Origin of the sequence: Aquimarina muelleri DSM 19832, assembly GCF_000430665.1 — a bacterium.
Classification (GTDB): domain Bacteria; phylum Bacteroidota; class Bacteroidia; order Flavobacteriales; family Flavobacteriaceae; genus Aquimarina; species Aquimarina muelleri.
The window spans coordinates 15842-33610 of record NZ_AUML01000034.1; the positions used below are offsets into that span (position 1 = coordinate 15842).

The 17769-nt window shown below is 30.7% G+C and carries 15 protein-coding genes; 11 read left to right on the plus strand and 4 right to left on the minus strand.

The window, feature by feature from the left end:
* Positions 1-21 precede the first annotated feature (21 nt).
* The 10 genes from H527_RS0113955 (at position 22) to H527_RS0114000 (ending at position 11315) form a co-directional block, all read left to right on the plus strand.
* A complete protein-coding gene (locus H527_RS0113955; protein WP_027413284.1) occupies positions 22-888 on the plus strand; it encodes a DUF58 domain-containing protein in 867 nt (288 codons plus the stop codon).
* 11 nt (positions 889-899) lie between these two features.
* The gene (locus tag H527_RS0113960; protein ID WP_027413285.1) at positions 900-2549 is read left to right on the plus strand and encodes a hypothetical protein; all 1650 of its coding nucleotides are present in this window, start codon (positions 900-902) and stop codon (positions 2547-2549) included.
* Between the two features lie 2 nt (positions 2550-2551).
* Entirely contained in the window at positions 2552-3556 is a 1005-nt protein-coding gene (locus tag H527_RS0113965; protein WP_027413286.1) for a vWA domain-containing protein, read from the plus strand.
* Between the two features lie 43 nt (positions 3557-3599).
* Complete coding sequence (locus H527_RS0113970) at positions 3600-4634, plus strand: vWA domain-containing protein (protein WP_027413287.1); 1035 nt, start codon at positions 3600-3602, stop codon at positions 4632-4634.
* A 59-nt stretch (positions 4635-4693) separates the two neighbouring features.
* On the plus strand, positions 4694-5557 hold the full coding sequence (locus tag H527_RS0113975) for a tetratricopeptide repeat protein (RefSeq protein WP_027413288.1): 864 nt from the start codon (positions 4694-4696) through the stop codon (positions 5555-5557).
* A 61-nt stretch (positions 5558-5618) separates the two neighbouring features.
* Positions 5619-7388 (plus strand): BatD family protein, encoded by a 1770-nt coding sequence (locus H527_RS0113980; RefSeq protein ID WP_027413289.1) that lies wholly within the window; start codon positions 5619-5621, stop codon positions 7386-7388.
* Positions 7389-7393: 5 nt separating this feature from the next.
* A complete protein-coding gene (locus tag H527_RS0113985) occupies positions 7394-8143 on the plus strand; it encodes a tetratricopeptide repeat protein (RefSeq protein WP_027413290.1) in 750 nt (249 codons plus the stop codon).
* Positions 8144-8218: 75 nt separating this feature from the next.
* Positions 8219-8536, plus strand: a complete 318-nt coding sequence (locus H527_RS0113990; protein WP_155837901.1) for a hypothetical protein — start codon at positions 8219-8221, stop codon at positions 8534-8536.
* Between the two features lie 176 nt (positions 8537-8712).
* Entirely contained in the window at positions 8713-9339 is a 627-nt protein-coding gene (locus H527_RS0113995; RefSeq protein WP_027413292.1) for a carbonic anhydrase, read from the plus strand.
* Positions 9340-9452: 113 nt separating this feature from the next.
* Positions 9453-11315, plus strand: coding sequence for a SulP family inorganic anion transporter (locus tag H527_RS0114000; protein WP_027413293.1), 1863 nt, complete (start codon positions 9453-9455; stop codon positions 11313-11315).
* A gap of 41 nt (positions 11316-11356) precedes the next feature.
* Here H527_RS0114000 and H527_RS0114005 read toward each other — a convergent pair whose 3' ends face one another.
* The 4 genes from H527_RS0114005 to H527_RS0114020 all read right to left on the minus strand — a co-directional run bounded on the left by H527_RS0114005 (position 11357) and on the right by H527_RS0114020 (position 16065).
* On the minus strand, positions 11357-11881 hold the full coding sequence (locus H527_RS0114005; protein ID WP_027413294.1) for a CvpA family protein: 525 nt from the start codon (positions 11879-11881) through the stop codon (positions 11357-11359).
* A 95-nt stretch (positions 11882-11976) separates the two neighbouring features.
* Positions 11977-14532 (minus strand): carboxypeptidase-like regulatory domain-containing protein, encoded by a 2556-nt coding sequence (locus tag H527_RS0114010; RefSeq protein WP_027413295.1) that lies wholly within the window; start codon positions 14530-14532, stop codon positions 11977-11979.
* 63 nt (positions 14533-14595) lie between these two features.
* Positions 14596-15498 (minus strand): FecR family protein, encoded by a 903-nt coding sequence (locus H527_RS0114015; protein ID WP_027413296.1) that lies wholly within the window; start codon positions 15496-15498, stop codon positions 14596-14598.
* 54 nt (positions 15499-15552) lie between these two features.
* Complete coding sequence (locus H527_RS0114020; RefSeq protein WP_027413297.1) at positions 15553-16065, minus strand: RNA polymerase sigma factor; 513 nt, start codon at positions 16063-16065, stop codon at positions 15553-15555.
* 70 nt (positions 16066-16135) lie between these two features.
* Here H527_RS0114020 and H527_RS0114025 point away from each other — a divergent pair, with 70 nt between their 5' ends.
* Positions 16136-17713 carry a 7TM domain-containing protein gene (locus tag H527_RS0114025; protein WP_027413298.1) on the plus strand — a complete coding sequence of 526 codons (1578 nt, stop codon included), beginning with the start codon at positions 16136-16138 and terminating at the stop codon, positions 17711-17713.
* The last annotated feature ends 56 nt before the right edge of the window (positions 17714-17769 follow it).

The window sequence follows — 17769 nt, forward strand, 5'->3', positions numbered from 1 at the left end:
AACGAGCCAAAAGGCGAGTACATGGATACAAAAGAGTTATTAAAAAAAGTTCGAAAAATAGAAATTAAGACACGCCGCTTAAGCGACCATATCTTTGGAGGAGAATATCATTCTACATTCAAAGGACGCGGGATGACTTTTAGTGAAGTCAGACAATATCAATTTGGAGATGATGTTCGTAATATCGATTGGAATGTAACCGCTAGATATAATGAGCCTTATATAAAAGTTTTTGAAGAAGAAAGAGAACTCACGATGATGTTGATGGTGGATGTTTCTGGATCACAATTTTTTGGCACACAAGAGCAGTTTAAAAAAGGAATTATTACTGAAATTGCAGCAACATTAGCCTTTTCTGCTACACAAAATAATGATAAAATAGGATTGATCTTGTTTACAGATCAAATAGAGCTTTTTATCCCTCCCAAAAAAGGGAGATCCCATGTACTTCGAATTATAAGAGAATTATTAGAATTTGAACCAAAAAGCAAAAAAACAGATATAACCGATGCATTAAAATTTTTGTCTAACGTTATGAAAAAGAAGGCGATCGTATTTATGCTTTCTGATTTTATTGCAGACGATTACCAACAAACCTTAAAAATAGTAGGAGGAAAACATGATGTTACCGGGATTAGAGTCTATGATAGAAGAGAAGAAGAAATACCAAACCTTGGGATGGTACAGATGGAAGATGAAGAGACGGGGGAGCTTATGTTGGTAAATACTGGTTCAAAGAAAACACGTATAAACTACAGTAAATATTATCAAGAAAGAGTAGATTATTTTAAGGATAGCTTTACTCGAAGTGGTGCAGGTTCTTTGAGTAGTAGGATAGATGAAAGTTACGTAAAAAAATTATTAGGTTATTTTAAAAGAAGAGGATAGTAGAATTACGAATGAAGAATTACGAATTACAAAATAAAGGTATAGATCTAGGAACAAAAATCATACGATTTTTGGCATGGATTATATTTCCGCTTTGGGGGCTAGGAGGCTTTTCTCAAGTTACCGCAACGATAGACTCGACAACAGTAGAAATCGGACAAGAAATTCGTTATAAAATGCAAGTCCAAGCAGATTCTACGCAAATAGTTATTTTTCCTGAAGGAAAAACTTTTATGCCTCTCGAAGTAATCGAATCTCGAAAAATAGATACTTCCAGAAATGGAAAACGCTTTAGTTTAATCAAAGAGTACGCATTAACTCAGTTTGATTCTGGTCATTATACCATCCCGGTACAAAAAGTTTTGGTAGGGGATAAGGTGTTTTTTACAGATTCGCTTAAGGTCGAAATCAGAGACGTCTTAGTAGATACTACCAAACAAAAGATGTATGAAATCAAACCTCTGGTAGAGGTAGAAGCTAAATTTGCAATAGACTGGAAAAAGTGGTTTTTATGGATAGGAGGTATATTACTTGTATTAGGGATAGTTACATTTTTTGTACTTAGAAAAAAGAAAAGAGCAGCTAATAAAGAAAATGAATTACCTCCTTACGAAAGAGCAATATTGGCACTTCGTAAAATAGATGAATCTCATTTATTAGAACAAGATTCTCATAAAGAATACTATTCACAATTAAGTGATACAGCTCGTAAATATATAGACGAAGAGGTGTATGACCATGCTATGGAAAGTACCACAGATGAATTAATAACAAGGCTAGATGAAGAAATAAAATCTGGTCACCTGAATTTGGATAAAACAACGATTGAAGAGCTTAAGAAAGTTTTAAAAACTGCTGATATGGCGAAGTTTGCTAAGTCTAAACCAGATGTTATAACAGCAAAAGCAGATCGTAATGTAATAGAACAGGTAATTAATAAAACAAAAAGTGCTATTCCAGAGCCAACAGAAGAGGAGTTACTGGCAGATGAAGAGTATCGAAAAACAGTGGCAGAAAAAAAACGTAGAAATAAAATAGGTATTGGTAGTGCTATTATCGTTGTTCTGATTTTTGGAACTTGGTTGGGTTTTGGTTGGGCATATGGATTTGATGTAGTAAAAGATACATTATTAGGACACCCTACCAAAGAATTGGCAGAATCGGAGTGGATTACAAGTGCTTATGGATCTCCGCCAGTTACCATTTCGACACCTAAAGTGCTTATTCGTAATGCATACCAAATGACTGATGAACAAAAGCAAATTCTTAAAGGAAACGAGACTTTTGTTTATGGAAGCCTATTAGGTAATTTTTATATAGCAGTAAGTACCGTAGTATACAATCAAAATACAGAAACAGATCTCGAGAAAGCTGTTGAAGCAGTAATAGGAGGAATGGAAGCAGAAGGAGCTAAAAACATTACTTTTAAAACTGATGAATATGAAACTTTAAAAGGCGCTAAAGGATTAAAAGTTTTTGGTGATTTTACAGCAAAAAATCCAGTTACACAACAATCAAAAAAAGCAGAGTACTTTATGCTAAATTTTAAAGAAGGAGAAGGTTTTCAACAAATTATTGTTGTTTACACTAAAGAAGACCGATATGCAAAAGCTATAGCAGAACGAATAATTAATTCTGTAGAACTTAAAAATGGCAAATAACGATGTTTGAAAATTTTACATTCGAGAACCCACAGTTTTTTTGGTTGTTTTTATTACTTCCATTAGCTATAGGGTGGTATATATGGAAACGAAATAAACAGCAGGCAGTACTTAAGATCTCCAGTATAAGAGGATTTAAGGCTTCTACTAGTTGGATAACTAAATTAAAGCCATTGTTATTTATAATTCGATTAATTGCTTTATCATTAATTATTACTGCTTTAGCCAGACCAAGAACCATAGATGTATCAACCAAAACCAATACAACCAAAGGTATCGATATAGTAATGTCTATAGATGTTTCTGCTAGTATGCTTGCAAAAGATTTACGTCCTAATCGATTAGAAGCATTAAAAGAAGTGGCAGCAGAGTTTATTAAAGACAGGCCTAGTGATCGAATTGGATTAGTAGTATATGCAGGAGAAAGTTTTACCAAAACACCAATTACCAGTGATAAGTCTATAGTTTTAAGTAGTTTAAAAGATGTTAAATATGATAATGTATTAGAAAATGGGACAGCGATAGGAATGGGATTAGCGACATCTGTGAATAGACTTAAAGATAGTAAAGCTAAGAGTAAAGTAATTATTTTACTTACCGATGGTTCTAATAACGCTGGGTTTATTGATCCTAAAATAGCTTCAGAACTAGCGGTAGAATATGGCATTAAAACATATACTATTGGTATAGGAACTAATGGAATGGCATTAGCTCCTGTAGCTATAATGCCTGATGGATCTTTTCAATATGGTAGAGTACAGGTAGAAATCGATGAAAAGCTATTAAAAGAAATAGCCAAAGTAACTGGGGGTAAATATTTTAGAGCTACCGATAATAAAAAATTACAACAAATTTATCAGGAAATCGACAAATTAGAAAGAACAGATATAGAAGAGTTTAAATTTTATAATTATGAAGAAAAATTTAGATCACTGGCTTTGCTTGCCTTGTTTTTAATTTTTGTTGAGTTTTTATTACGATATACAGTATTTAGAAGTTTTATATAAATAGATTATAAACCATTAAGGTTTAGTGAACAGAGTAGAGAATATGTATTTATTAGAAGAAAAAATATATTTCTGGTTATTATTAAGTATTCCGGTGCTTATTTTGTTATTTCTAGGAGTTTTAGTTTGGCAAAAAACAACTCAGAAAAAATTTGCAGATTTAGTGCTTCTTAAAAAATTAAGTCCAGATCGCTCGTTTTTTAAATCGAGCCTAAAGATTATAGTTGTTAGTTTAGCTATAGCATGTATTGTTATTGCTTTGGTCAATCCAAAAATAGGAACAAAACTAGAGACAGTAAAACGAGAAGGTGTAGATGTTGTTTTTGCTATGGATGTTTCTAAAAGTATGTTAGCAGAAGATATAGCGCCTAATAGATTAGAAAAATCTAAACAATTGGTTACTCAGATTATTAATAATCTGGCTAGTGATCGTATAGGGATTATTGCATATGCAGCAAGTGCCTATCCTCAATTACCTATCACTACGGATTATGCAGCAGGAAAAATGTTTTTGCAAGCTTTAAATACCGAGATGCTTTCATCTCAGGGAACTGCGATTAATGAAGCTATTGAATTGGCAAAAACATATTATAACGACGAAGAGCAAACCAATAGGGTTTTGTTTATTGTAAGTGATGGAGAGGATCATGAAGGTAATGTAAGAGCTATTTCGGAAGAAGCAGCAAAAGAAGGAATTAAGATTTTTACTATTGGGGTTGGATCCGAAAAAGGAGCCCCAATTCCATTAAAACAAAATGGAATTATACAGAGTTATAAGAAAAATAGTCAAGGTGGCACAGTTATTACCAGATTAAACACGACAACTTTGCAGGAAATTGCCAAAGAAACAAATGGCATATACATTGATGGTAAAAACACAAAAGAAGTTGTAGAAGAAGTTTCGACAATTCTTCAAAATATGGATAAGAAAGAATTCGAAGCTAAACAATTTGCAGATTTTAAAGATCAATTTCAATGGTTTCTTGCAGCAGGATTATTATTGCTGTTTTTAGATATTTTTTTATTAGAAAGAAAAACATCTTGGGTTAAAAAATTAAATCTGTTTAACGAACAGTAAATAGATAAAAAACCCGGTATCATTTTTAAATTAATAGGCACCTGAAAATATAATATAAAATGAAAAAATTATTTGTTGTTATAATTTGTTTTCAATTTGGGTTTTTGTTTTCACAAGAAGAAAACAAAGAGCAAATAATTAACCAAGCAAACCAGTTTATAGCAACTGGCAATGATGTTTTGGTTAAAGACGGTAATTTTCCAGAAGCCGAAGGAGAATACAGAAAAGCAATCGCTAAAAACCCTGTTAATCCTATCGCTAAATATAACTTAGCAAATGCGTATTATAATTCTGAAAAGTATGACGAAGCTACTTTGCGTTATACTGAAGCAGCGAAAGTAGCTACGTCAAAATTAGAAAAGCATATAGCGTTTCATAATCAGGGTAACACTTATATGGAACAAAAAAAATATAAAGAAGCTGTAGAGGCATACAAAAATGCACTTAGAAATAACCCTAAAGATGATCAAACCAGATATAACCTTGCTTTAGCCAAAAAAATGCTGGAAAAACAAGAACAAGAGAACGATAAGAATAAGGATAAAGATCAAAATAAAGATAAGAATCAAGACGAAAAAGATAAGAAAGAAGGGGATGATAAAGAAGATAAAAAAGGAGACGAAGGAGATAAAGAAAAGGACAAGGATAAAGGAGACGATCAAAAAGATAAAGGAGATGAAGTAGAGGATAAAAAGGATAAAGGGGATTCTAAGGACGAAGAAAAAGATAAAAAAGGAGATCCAAAAGATAAAGAAGAAGGACAACCAAAAGAACAACAGCCACAGCAAGTACAAGGTCAATTATCTCCAGAACGGGTAAAAAGTTTATTAGAAGCCATGAATAATCAGGAAAAGAAGGTTCAGGATAAAATAAATGCTAAGAAAGCACAAGGTTCAAAAACAAAATCAGATAAAGACTGGTAAATTAAGATTTTCAGGACTATAAAAAAACTTGAAAATCTTACAAAACCAAAATGAAATTAAAATGAAATTAAAATTAATTTTTCTAACACTATTATTGACCACAATGCAGTTTGCATTGGCTCAAGTAAGATTTGAAGCCAAAGTAAGCAAAAAGAAATTGGGTGTAAATGAAAGATTACGAGTAGATTTTGAAATGAATAAAGATGGAGACAATTTTACTCCGCCTTCTTTTTCAGGATTTACAGTGGTAGGAGGTCCAAACCAATCTATTAGTAATTCATGGATTAACGGAAAAAGATCCTATGCCAAAACGTTTAGTTATTTTTTAGAACCTACTCGCAGAGGTAAATTTACCATAAGACAAGCAGTTATTGAGATTGATGGACAAACATATAAAACGTTACCAGTAGATGTTGAGGTTACAGGTGCTGTGGATAAACCAAAAGATGGAGATGATACGGATTTATTAGCAAGTGAAAATTTACATCTTGTAGCAGAGATTTCTAAATCTGATCCTTATTTAAATGAAGCAATAACAGTAGTTTATAAGTTATACGTTAGTACTAGAATTAGTGTAAGTAATTGGAGAGAGTTAGATAGTCCAAAATACAGTGATTTCTGGAGTCAGGCTATCGATATGAAGCAGCTTAAAATCGAAAATGGAGAATACGAGGGAGAGCCATATCGTTACGTAGTACTGCGTAAAACTGTGTTATACCCTCAAAAGACAGGTAAATTAAATATAGAACCTCTTACTTTATCTGTTTCAGTAGATGTTCCCACAAAACGAAGAGATATTTTTGGAGGAAGGTTATATTCAACAGTAAACAAAACTGTAGCTGCAGGTAATAGAGTTATAAATGTAAAACCATTGCCTTTGGAAGGAAAACCAGAAGATTTTTCTGGAGCAGTAGGGGAGTTTGAATTTAGAGTGACTACTAATAAAAAAGAATTGGATGCTACAGAGTCTTTAGATGCAAAAGTATTGGTTTCAGGTAATGGTAATTTAAAACTTTTTGATTTGCCAAAACTTAATGTACCGAATGGGTTAGAGAAATATGAACCACAACATAATGAGCGAGTAAGAACTAATCTTACGGGCATGGGGGGTAATATATCAGATACTTATACATTAGTTCCTCAATATAAAGGTAAATACCCAATACCATCGATTTCATTTTCTTATTTTAATTTAAAAACGGAAACATATAAAAGAATTACTTCTGAAGAGATTGTTATTAATGTAAAGAACGGCCCTGAAGGTTCAAGTATAGTTAGTACACCTGAAAAAACAGAAGGAACTAATAAAAAAGCGGTAACACAAGTTGGAAATCAATTTAGATTTTTAAAACTAAATGCAAATCTTCAGCCAACACAAAAACAACTTTTTTTTAAATCTACAGGATATTGGTTGTCTTTAACCGCTCCCTTATTAGCAATTCCTTTATTTCTTTTCTTCGGAAAGAAGAGACAGGACAGATTAAGTGATGTTAGTGGTAATAGAGTTCGTAAAGCAGATAAATTAGCTCGTAAGTATCTGTCAGAAGCCAAAAAGAATTTAGGAAGCCAAAAAGAGTTCTACATTGCTATGGAACGAGCATTACATAACTACCTAAAAGCAAAACTACATATCCAGACTAGTGATATGAGTAAAGAGCGAATAGAACGATTATTAAAAGAACAAGATGTAGAGAATACTGTATCTATAGAGTTTATAGCATTATTAGAGAGCTGTGAGTTCGCAAGATATACTCCCTCATCGAGTTCTGCAATGCAGCAAGATTATAATAAAGCTTCCAGAATAATTGCAACTATAGATAAACAACTATAAAAGAGATGAAAAGAATAGTTGAAATACTTATTTTTTTAGTAATTACTACAAGTTTTTCTCAAGAAGAAGAAATGTTTCAGAGAGGAAACTCCTTGTATAACCAAGAAAAATACCAAGAAGCTATTGATAAATATGCTTCTATTTTAGACACAAATCAAGAATCTGCTTCACTATATTATAATTTAGGAAATGCACATTATAAACTAAGTAATATAGGTGCTAGTGTTTATTATTTTGAAAAAGCTTTACAATTAGCACCTAATGATGAGGATATAAAAAATAATTTAGTATTTGCTCAAAAAGCAACTATTGATGCAATAGATGTAATACCAGAAGGGTTTGTTTCAAGAACAATCAAGAAATTTACTAATATATTTAGTATTGATGGTTGGGCATGGTTTTCAGTAATTTGTATTATACTATTTGTAACTCTATTCATTTTATATTATACAGCATATAGTTCTTCAAAAAAAAGAATCTTTTTTGTTGTTTCTTGGGGAGTATTGATTTTCGGAATTTTCGGAATCTTATTTGCATTTAAACAGTATAGCTTTATGGAAAACAATCAGTTTGCCATTATTTTTTCTCAAGAAGCTATTGTGAAAAGCGAACCAAACCTTAGAAGCGAAGAAGTTTTTGAACTTCATGAAGGAACAAAAGTAAAAGTAATAGAAACTGTTAATGATTGGAAAAAAATCAAACTTACTGATGGTAAGATAGGATGGATTCCTGCAAGTGATTTAAAAGAGTTGTAATTAGTTGTTTTAAATTTACAATGGATTTAACTAAATTTGAAAGGAATACTTTTATTTTTGCAAAAAAATCTCTTAGTGGCAACCAAACTTAAAATAGCAAAACTCTTAATTGTATTTGGGTTCTTATTAAGCATTGCTAATTATGGTGCTAGATCAATTAATCTTTATAATTGTGATAATAATATTTCAATAGCTATTGAAGATTCTGAAAACTCAGAAGAAAAAGAAGGTTTAGAAAAAGAAGATTTTAAAGAAAAGGATAAAATTTCTTTTCATTATCCAGATGAGGTGATAACCTTATCTAATTCTATTATTAAATGTTTTCCAGAGTTTAATGTTCAAAATTCCTCAGTTTTTTTAGAATATAAGACACCACCTCCGCGGTTTATTTAATTTTCTTTTTTTAATAATAATAAATACTACCTTTCTATCTATAAAAAAATGGAGTATTTATATTCTTTATAGTGATTGGTTTTCATGATTTAAATACCAGTATTAATGCTATAAATTTTTAGTTGCAACGCTATAAATTTCAAGCCGATTACTTCTACTTTAATTAAGGCAAAAAAATGAATTTAAATACTGTATTTGAGAATAATGAAAAATGGATTGAACAAAAACTTAAATTAGACCCTAATTTCTTTGATGAATTAGGTAAGGGGCAGAACCCAGAATTACTATATATAGGTTGTTCAGACAGTAGAGTAACAGCAGAAGACCTAATGGGTTTAGGGCCTGGAGAAGTATTTGTACATCGCAATATAGCCAATATGGTAATAAGTATAGACCTTAATGTGATGTCTGTAATAGATTATGCTGTAGAGCACTTAAAAGTTAATCATGTGGTAGTATGTGGGCATTATGCTTGTGGAGGAGTTAAAGCAGCAATGCAATCTGCCGATTTAGGGGTTTTAAATCCTTGGTTAAGAAATATAAGAGACGTGTATAGAATTCATAAAACTGAATTAAATAACATAAAAGACGAAGACAAGAAATATGATCGTTTGGTGGAGCTAAACGTTCAAGAACAGTGTGTTAATCTGATTAAAACTGCATCAGTACAAAAAGCATACAGAGATAGAGATTTAAAAGTGCATGGGTGGATCTTTGATGTGCATACAGGAAAATTAATAGATTTAAAAATTCAATTTGAAGATATCCTTAAAAATATTAAGGAAATATACCATTTGGATTAATATATACTTAAAAAAATAAATTTAGAAAACTCTAAGTTTAGATAAAAATAGTTTGATAATATCTGGCGTAGTAACAAACGCTTTTTAAAATAAATTAAAAGAAAATATAGTAGATGAAGCAGTTTTTTAGCAATTTTAAAGGAGATGCATTTGGAGGGTTAACAGCAGGTATTGTTGCGTTGCCATTAGCATTAGCATTTGGAGTATCCTCTGGATTAGGACCTAGTGCAGGGTTATATGGAGCAATTTTTATTAGTTTTTTTGCGGCACTATTTGGTGGTACAAGTACACAAATTTCTGGACCTACAGCACCTATGACAGCGGTTAGTATGTTAGTGATTTCTGGATTGATTGGTGCTAACGATGGAGATGTTGAAAAGGCTTTGCCAGCTATTTTAACCGTATTTCTTTTGGCTGGCTTAATGCAGGTAGGGTTAGGAGCAATAGGTATAGGAAAATATATTAGATATATTCCATACCCTGTAGTATCTGGTTTTATGACAGCTATTGGAGTAATGATTCTTGTTACTCAGTTTTTGCCAGCATTAGGGTATTACCCTAAAGAAGATCAAAGTTTTGTGGATAAATTTAAACCACAGGCAGAAGAAGTTATTTTAGATAAAATACTTAAAGAAGAAGCAGGTGAAGGAATTTTGGTGTTAGAAGATTTTAAAGAAACCATAAAAAGAGCAGAAAACATCTCTAGAGAAGAAATTACTTTAGAAGCCGTTACTTTAGCTGGTAATGAAGCATCTGGAGTGATTGGAGCTATTAAAAGTTTGCCTAAAGCATTATCTAATATCAATTATTTAGAATTTATTTTATGTTTAATAACTATAGTGATTATATATGGTTTTAAACGAATAACAACTACAATACCAAGCACATTGATAGCGTTAATTCTTGTGTCTGGGGTTGCTTATGGTTTTAATCTAAATTATAGACCAATTGAAGAAATACCAAGTGGTTTTCCGATACCTAATTTAGCTATATTTTCAAGTTTTAACTTAGGATCTGTAACCCCATATATTTTTACAGCACTTTCCTTAGCTTTTTTAGGCGCTATCGATTCTTTATTAACTTCGGTTGTAGCAGATAACATGACAAAAACCAGACATAGCCCAAATAAAGAGTTGATAGGTCAAGGAATAGGAAACAGTATTGCAGCTATTTTTGGAGGGATTCCAGGTGCGGGAGCCACGATTAGAACTGTTGTAAATATAAATGCTGGAGGAAAAACCAAATTATCAGGAATGGTAGCAGGGATTATGCTATTAATTGTTTTATTGGCATTAGGGCCTATCGCCTCACAGATTCCTGCAGCTGTTTTAGCGGGCATTTTAATTACGGTAGGTATTGGGGTAATGGATTATAAAGGATTAAAAGCAATACCACATATACCCAAAATAGAAGTTATTATAATGATTATTGTTTTAGTATTATCAGTGTTTTGGAATTTGGTATATGCAGTGGGAATAGGTCTGATAATTGCATCTTTAATTTTTATGAAAAAAATGGGAGATGTTACAGCTAGAGAGTCTAAAGTAGAATCTTTAGGGGGGTTAGAAAATAAAAACAATAAAGAAAAACTGTGGCGTGATGAAATAAACATACCGAATAAGCTTAAAGAAGAAATATTTATCAAACATCTTAATGGACCAGTATTTTTTGGGTCTACAAGTGAGTTACAACAAATGGCAAATCAAATACCTCAATCTGCTACGCACGTAGTGCTTAGAATGGATGAAGTGCCATATATGGATCAATCCGGAGTTTATACTCTTGAAGAAATTATATTAAGTTTGGAGCAAAAAGGAATCAAAACTCATATTGTTGGTATACAAAAACAACCTTTATATTTGGCAAAAAATATTGATATTATACCAGATTTAGTAGCAGAAGATTGTGTATTCGAAGATTTTGATTCGTGTATAAGATACTTAAGTACTGTTGTAGAAGATGTAGTTAAGTCATAATAATACCCAATGTTATTTTAAGTAATAAAGACAATCTAACACTAAACTTGATTGTCTTTATTGCTTTCAAAATTTTCTTTTTCTTCTTGTTTCCATATGTTTGGTAAAACCATTGGAGCAAGTTTACGAACAGGATTGTATAATAACGAAGAGTTTAAAGTTTCTTTTTTTAGTATTGTAATATTGTTGTTTATGGCGTCTATAAAAATAATAATTACACTAGCAATGAAAGCCATTTTTAGTACGCCAAAAGCACCTCCTAAAATTTTATTTAAAATACCCAGAGCAGCATAATCTGCAATTTTAGTTAAAATCCTACCAGCAAGGGAAACAAGGATTACAACAACGATAAAAGTTACAGCAAAAGCAACTAATTTCATAACTCCTTCCTCCCAACTTACATATTTTTGTAAATAATCTCCTGCAATATGAGAAAAATGTACTGCAATATAAATGCCAACAACAAGAGCAACAAGAGAAGCTAATGATGAAAATAATCCTTTACTAAACCCTTTGATTAAACCCCAAAGCAAAAGTATTCCTAAAATAATATCGATGTAGTTCATTAATAGTTTGAATTATGTTCAAATATAATGCATTTTTTGATGTCTAATTCTAGCTAAAATCATGGTTATGATTTGTATATATTATTACTATAAATTTAAAAGGATATCCTAAAAAACGCATTGGGTGTAATCCCTATAGATTTTTGTTGTAATTTGTTTAATTCTATTTCTCCATTATTAGAATTATCATCTAGTCGATAACTTACTGAAAGAGGTACTTTACGATTGTATATGTTTTGTATAGAAACCCCTAAACTACCCTTCCAACCTTTTATGTTAAAACGATAAATAGTAGAAACATCTAATCTATGATATGCGGGTAATCGTCCTGTATTAGTGTTTTTATATAAGATCTCTTCATTTACAAGATCGGCATCAGTAAAAGGTGCTCCTGATCTCCAAAGCCAACCAATAGATAATTCCCAATTTTTAAATGTATAAGAATTAGAAGTTCTAAAATTATGTGTAATGTCATTATTCCCAGGAAATGGAGTTTCTTGTATCTCTGGAAAAGTATATTCGATATCATTAAAGGTATATCCTAACCAAGTTCTAAAGTCCTTAAATCTTTTTTTAAGTAAAATATCTATGCCATAAATCATACTCTCGCCAATAGATAGGTCGCTATTAATTACATTAAAACCATTGGTGATGGAGGTAAGACCATTTATGTTTTTATAATATCCATCTATTTCAAAATTCCAATCATTTTCTGAAAATAATAAACCTCCAGAGAATTGAGTACTTTCCAATATTGGTATTTTGTTATTTGTATATACCCATAAGTTATTTTCTAAACGAAGTTGTGTTTCTTCAAACTCTACTAATTGACTTATAGGTTGGTGTCTTAGTTCGCCTGTAGCTTTTACTCTCAAAGATTTTGTTAATGGATATTCTATATTTACTCTGGGCTCTAGGTACAATTTATTAATTATCGAATAATGCGAAGTTCTTAAACCAATATTAATAAAACTTTTGTTTTCCGGAATGATTTTATAATTTGTATAAATAGAATTTGTTTTATTATTTATTGTGTTTGATTCGTTTATAGGTGTTTCAAACTCACTTTCTTTTGTGATAGTATAAAAAACATCATTATCAGAGTATTGGTAACCAAAAGTCAAAAAGTTTTTAGAATTAAAATCATAAGTAATATTAAGATCTACCCCGATATCTTTTACTGTGTTTTTTCTAACAGATTGGTTTTCTATTATTAGTTCTTGTCTTTCGGTAAATAAATAATCAGAATTATATCTTGAATAATAAGCTTTTAGGCTGTGATGAAAATGGTTTTTTTTAGTTCCTTTCCACGAAAAACTAATACCTTCATTCTTAATTTCTAGATCATCTGTAATAACATCTTCGTCGTCGTTTATTTCAAATGCTAAATCATTATTAGTGTATATGCTACTAACCATTACTTTATCATTTTTAGTAACATCAAGAATAAGTTTTGCACTGGCATCATAAAAGAAAAAGTTATTTTTTCCTATTTTTTCTAAGATTTCATCATCATCATCGTCATCCATTTCTAAAGGCAAAGGATTTAAAACTTCAATTATTTTTGTGTTTTGAAATACTTTTTTAGAAAGTGCAGTATAGGTTGGTGTTTCTAAAAAATCGGTATAAGATCTTCTTCCAGAAAGAACTATACCAATGGTATTTGTTATAGGGATTTTTAAAAACATATCGGCATGTGTTCCATTAATACCAACACCGCCATTAAGTTTTTCAGGAACTTTTCTATCGCTTGAAATATCAATTATACCAGATATCCGGTCCCCATATTTTGGATCTGCTCCTCCTTTAAAAATTTTAGCATCTTTAATTATATTTGGATTAAATACAGAGATCATTCCAAAAAAATGTCCAGTATTATACATTTTTATGTCGTCCCAAAGAATAAGGTTTTGATCTGGTGACCCTCCTCGAATTTGTATTCCTGAAGCACTTTCATCGGGGCTATGTATTCCTGGAACAAGTTGAATACTTTGTAGAACATCTGGCTCACTATGCCCTGGGAGAATACCCAATTCTTCATTCGTAATAGTAAATGATCCGTCAATATTTTTATCGATACCCTTAGTAATATATTCTACAATAAGTACTTCGTTTAATGAAGTAGTTTTTGAAAGAAGAGGTATTCTGGGGCATGTTGACATTTTAAAAAAAGAAGCATTTATGGTTTTGTTAGTATATCCTATATATTGTATTGATATTTTTTCATCTAGGCTAATATCTCCTAGTTGAAAAAAACCTTTTTCATTGGTGATAGTGCCTGTTTTTTTGGAAACCAAAAAAACAGATGCAAAAGGCAGAGGCTCATTGGTTATATTATCAAAAAGATATCCGCAAATTTCAACTTTATTATTAGGGTAACTTATTATTACTTGTCTTTCAGATATTTTTTTGAATTCGAGATTTGTTAGTGCTTTTAAATGGACTAAAATTTCATCTAACGAAGAGTTATCAATATCTAAAGTAACTTTTATGTTCTTTACAATTTCATTGCTAAAAGAAAAAAGAAGTTTGTGTGTTTTGGATAATTCATTAAGGACTTCTTCTAATGGAGTTTCTTTAAAGTTTTTAGAAATTTGTGCTTGCGTATAGTAAGTACAAAATAGGAACATTAGTAATACAATTTTTTTCATAGAACATTTTGGGTTTTAGGAAATTTCTAAAACGCAGATATTTTTAGATAAGTATTTTATTTGTTATTGGTTTGAAAGAGAAATTATAGTTCCGTTTACAATATAATCGATTCCCATAGGTATTAATACAGATTCTAGCGCAATATTTAAATCATTATAATTAAAACCACCAGTAAATAATTTATTTTGATCAATAGCCCCTCTTTTAAAGGTTATATTGTATTGTCTTTCTATTTCATCTAATGCAAATTGTAAAGGAGTACTATTAAAAACGCTTTCTCCTTTTTTCCATGCAGGTTCTGTATGGGTAATGGTATGTTCTATAAGTTTTTTATCTTTTAGAGAAACACCTTCTCCTTTTTCTAATATTTTTTGTAGATTATTATTTGTGGATACTTTAACTCTTCCTTCATAACAATTTACTTCAAACAGCTTTTCTCGTTCTTTTATGTTAAACTGGGTTCCTAGTACTTCTATTTTTCCTAATGAAGTGGTTACAGTAAAATTAGTACCAGATGTTACTTTAAAATATCCTTCTCCTTGTAAGGTGATTTCGCGATTTTGTGACCAAAAAAAGCGTTGATGAGTTAGCTCAGATCCTGCATTAAGATCTACAAAACTTCCATCCGGTAATACTATAGAAAGTTGTTGGCCTGAACTTGCATAGTAGGTTACTTGATTAAAAAAAAGTCCAATAATTAACAGGATAGAGGCAGCGGCAGAAACAGAGATCATTATTGACTTTAAATTAATCACCTTTGTTTTTTTCGAGGCATTAACTTTATTTAAAGTGGTTGTCAATGATTCTTGGGTATCAAAAGAAGGGGGCTTGAAATACTCAAGACTCTCAACAATTTTTTTATAATCACCATATTCAGGAAGCTTTTTTAATTCTTTTAACTCCTCTGCATTTAGATCATTATTTAACCATTTTGCTAAATATGTATTTTCTTTGTCACTAAACATAGCTTACATTATATTCATTAAAACAGGTAAAACTCAAAGTACCCTACCTTATTGTTATATGTTTTTTACCAATTTCCTTAACTCTTTTAATGCTTTATGCATTCTTTTTTCTACGGCTTTTACCGATATGCCAAGCATATCTGCAATTTCTGCATATGTTTTTTTATCGATTCGGTTTAATAAAAAAACCTCTCTTTGCCCTTCAGAAAGATCTGCAATTGCATTTTGTAGCTTATCCATAAACTCTTTTTCTTCCATCAAAAAATCTGGAGACTCTACGTTTTTATTATTTTGAGGTATTTTGGCATATTCTAATCGTACTTTATTGTGGGCAACCTGATTAAGAAACATATTATTAGCAACGGTGCATAAAAACCCCTTTGCTTTTTCAAAAATAACTTTCTTGCAATTATGCCAAAGCTTTATAAAAGCCTCTTGCATAATATCGTTAGCTTGTTCTTTATCCCCGCATTTGTAATAGATATAATTTCTGACAGATTCTGCATGTGTTTCAAATAGCTTTGTAAATACAGGCTGTTTACAAACAGATTTTGAGGATGGAGTCATATATAAGTTTTTTCAATTTAAGGTAGGGTGAAATTACTTCTGCCTGTTATAGAACCAAAAATAACTGATTATGAAATCCAAAACAAATCTTACAATCTTATTAATCTTGATTACTATTATTACAATGATTTCTATTGGTTTTAAAATAAAGCCAATATTTGATAATTATGATGATTTTAATCCAGAGGCAGTTTATAAAATAAAATATACCTTCTTTTTTAAATCAGACAAACCCAACACTACAGTAAGAACGTATATTCCAAAAAATAATTTGAGACAAACAATTTCTAGAGAGAAAATTAGAAATGATACCACGATGTTTTTTTTAAAAAAAGAAGAACAAAAGGATAATATAAGGGCTATTTGGAACACTAAGAATGAGACATTATCTCACTCTATTGAATATGAGTTTGTTTTTTCAGGGAAAAGTAAAAAATTTAAAATACCTAAAAATTTTGTTAGAGAAAAGAATAAGCATAAAGAGTATCTTACTGCTTCAAAAAACATACAATCGGATAATCTAAAGATTGCCGATCTGGCGATACAACTTCGTAAAAATACTAAAAACGATAGAGAAGTAATCAAAAATGTTTTTGATTACGTTTATAAAATTCCTTCAGCGCCTATTATTACATTAACAGATGCTATAACAACACTTGAGCAAAATATAGCTTCTTGTAATGGTAAAAGTAGATTGTTTGTAGCTTTGTTAAGGAGTTTAGGGTATCCTTCGAGAATAAAAGGGGGCATTATTTTGGAAAATACAGATAAAAGAACATCTCATGCGTGGGCAGAAGTGCTGATTAATGAAGTTTGGGTTCCTTTCGATACACTAAATAATCATTTTGCTTATTTGCCTGCAAAATATTTAGAAATTTATCATGGAGATAAATCTTTAATTACACACACCAAAGGTATTCAGTTTGATTACATCTATCAAATCACTCAAGAAAACCATATATCATTTTTAAAAATGAACTCTGAAGAACTTAATGCTTTATCAGGGTTTTCACTCTGGAATTTGGTAGATAAAAAAACGATACCAATTAAGTCTCTTCATTTATTATTGTTATTACCCATTGGGGGATTATTGATAGCTTTTTTAAGAAATATAGTAGGACTTAAGACTTTTGGGGTGTTTTTGCCTGTGTTAATAGCTTTATCTTTACTACATACAGGTTTTTTATCAGGAATTGCAGTTTTTGTTGGGCTTATTATATTTATGGGTTTAATATCTTATCCTTTTGATAGGTTAGGTTTGCTTTACACACCAAAATTAGTAATATCATTAACAATAATGGTAGCTGTAATTTTTATAGCAACTAGTTATGGGTTGAAATATGATATTGAGTGGCTTACAAAACTTACCTTTTTTCCTATTATTATACTTACCATAGCAGCAGAACGTTTTTCTAGTTCTACGGTAGAAGATGGTTACTTAATAGCTTTACACAAGCTTTTACAAACAATTATAGCAACTACAGTTTCTTATTTTTTATTATCTCTTTCATGGTTACCATCTATCTTAATATTGTTTCCTGAAATTATTGTTCTAATCATTGTTATATCTGTTTTTTTAGGGAGGTATATTGGAATTCGGTGGATAGAAATCTTTAGGTTTAACCCTATTTTAAAATTAGAAAGATAAAAAGAATAATTTTTTAAGGTAGGGGGTTTTAAAACTCACCTGTTTATTAAATATAC

What these genes read in the sequence shown, in the direction of transcription:
- H527_RS0113955 (WP_027413284.1), top strand. Translation starts at nt 22, where the DNA reads ATGGATACAAAAGAGTTATTAAAAAAAGTTCGAAAAATAGAAATTAAG.
- H527_RS0113960 (WP_027413285.1), top strand. Translation starts at nt 900, where the DNA reads ATGAAGAATTACGAATTACAAAATAAAGGTATAGATCTAGGAACAAAA.
- H527_RS0113965 (WP_027413286.1), top strand. Translation starts at nt 2,552, where the DNA reads ATGTTTGAAAATTTTACATTCGAGAACCCACAGTTTTTTTGGTTGTTT.
- H527_RS0113970 (WP_027413287.1), top strand. Translation starts at nt 3,600, where the DNA reads ATGTATTTATTAGAAGAAAAAATATATTTCTGGTTATTATTAAGTATT.
- H527_RS0113975 (WP_027413288.1), top strand. Translation starts at nt 4,694, where the DNA reads ATGAAAAAATTATTTGTTGTTATAATTTGTTTTCAATTTGGGTTTTTG.
- H527_RS0113980 (WP_027413289.1), top strand. Translation starts at nt 5,619, where the DNA reads ATGAAATTAAAATTAATTTTTCTAACACTATTATTGACCACAATGCAG.
- H527_RS0113985 (WP_027413290.1), top strand. Translation starts at nt 7,394, where the DNA reads ATGAAAAGAATAGTTGAAATACTTATTTTTTTAGTAATTACTACAAGT.
- H527_RS0113995 (WP_027413292.1), top strand. Translation starts at nt 8,713, where the DNA reads ATGAATTTAAATACTGTATTTGAGAATAATGAAAAATGGATTGAACAA.
- H527_RS0114000 (WP_027413293.1), top strand. Translation starts at nt 9,453, where the DNA reads ATGAAGCAGTTTTTTAGCAATTTTAAAGGAGATGCATTTGGAGGGTTA.
- H527_RS0114005 (WP_027413294.1), bottom strand. Translation starts at nt 11,881, where the DNA reads ATGAACTACATCGATATTATTTTAGGAATACTTTTGCTTTGGGGTTTA.
- H527_RS0114010 (WP_027413295.1), bottom strand. Translation starts at nt 14,532, where the DNA reads ATGAAAAAAATTGTATTACTAATGTTCCTATTTTGTACTTACTATACG.
- H527_RS0114015 (WP_027413296.1), bottom strand. Translation starts at nt 15,498, where the DNA reads ATGTTTAGTGACAAAGAAAATACATATTTAGCAAAATGGTTAAATAAT.
- H527_RS0114020 (WP_027413297.1), bottom strand. Translation starts at nt 16,065, where the DNA reads ATGACTCCATCCTCAAAATCTGTTTGTAAACAGCCTGTATTTACAAAG.
- H527_RS0114025 (WP_027413298.1), top strand. Translation starts at nt 16,136, where the DNA reads ATGAAATCCAAAACAAATCTTACAATCTTATTAATCTTGATTACTATT.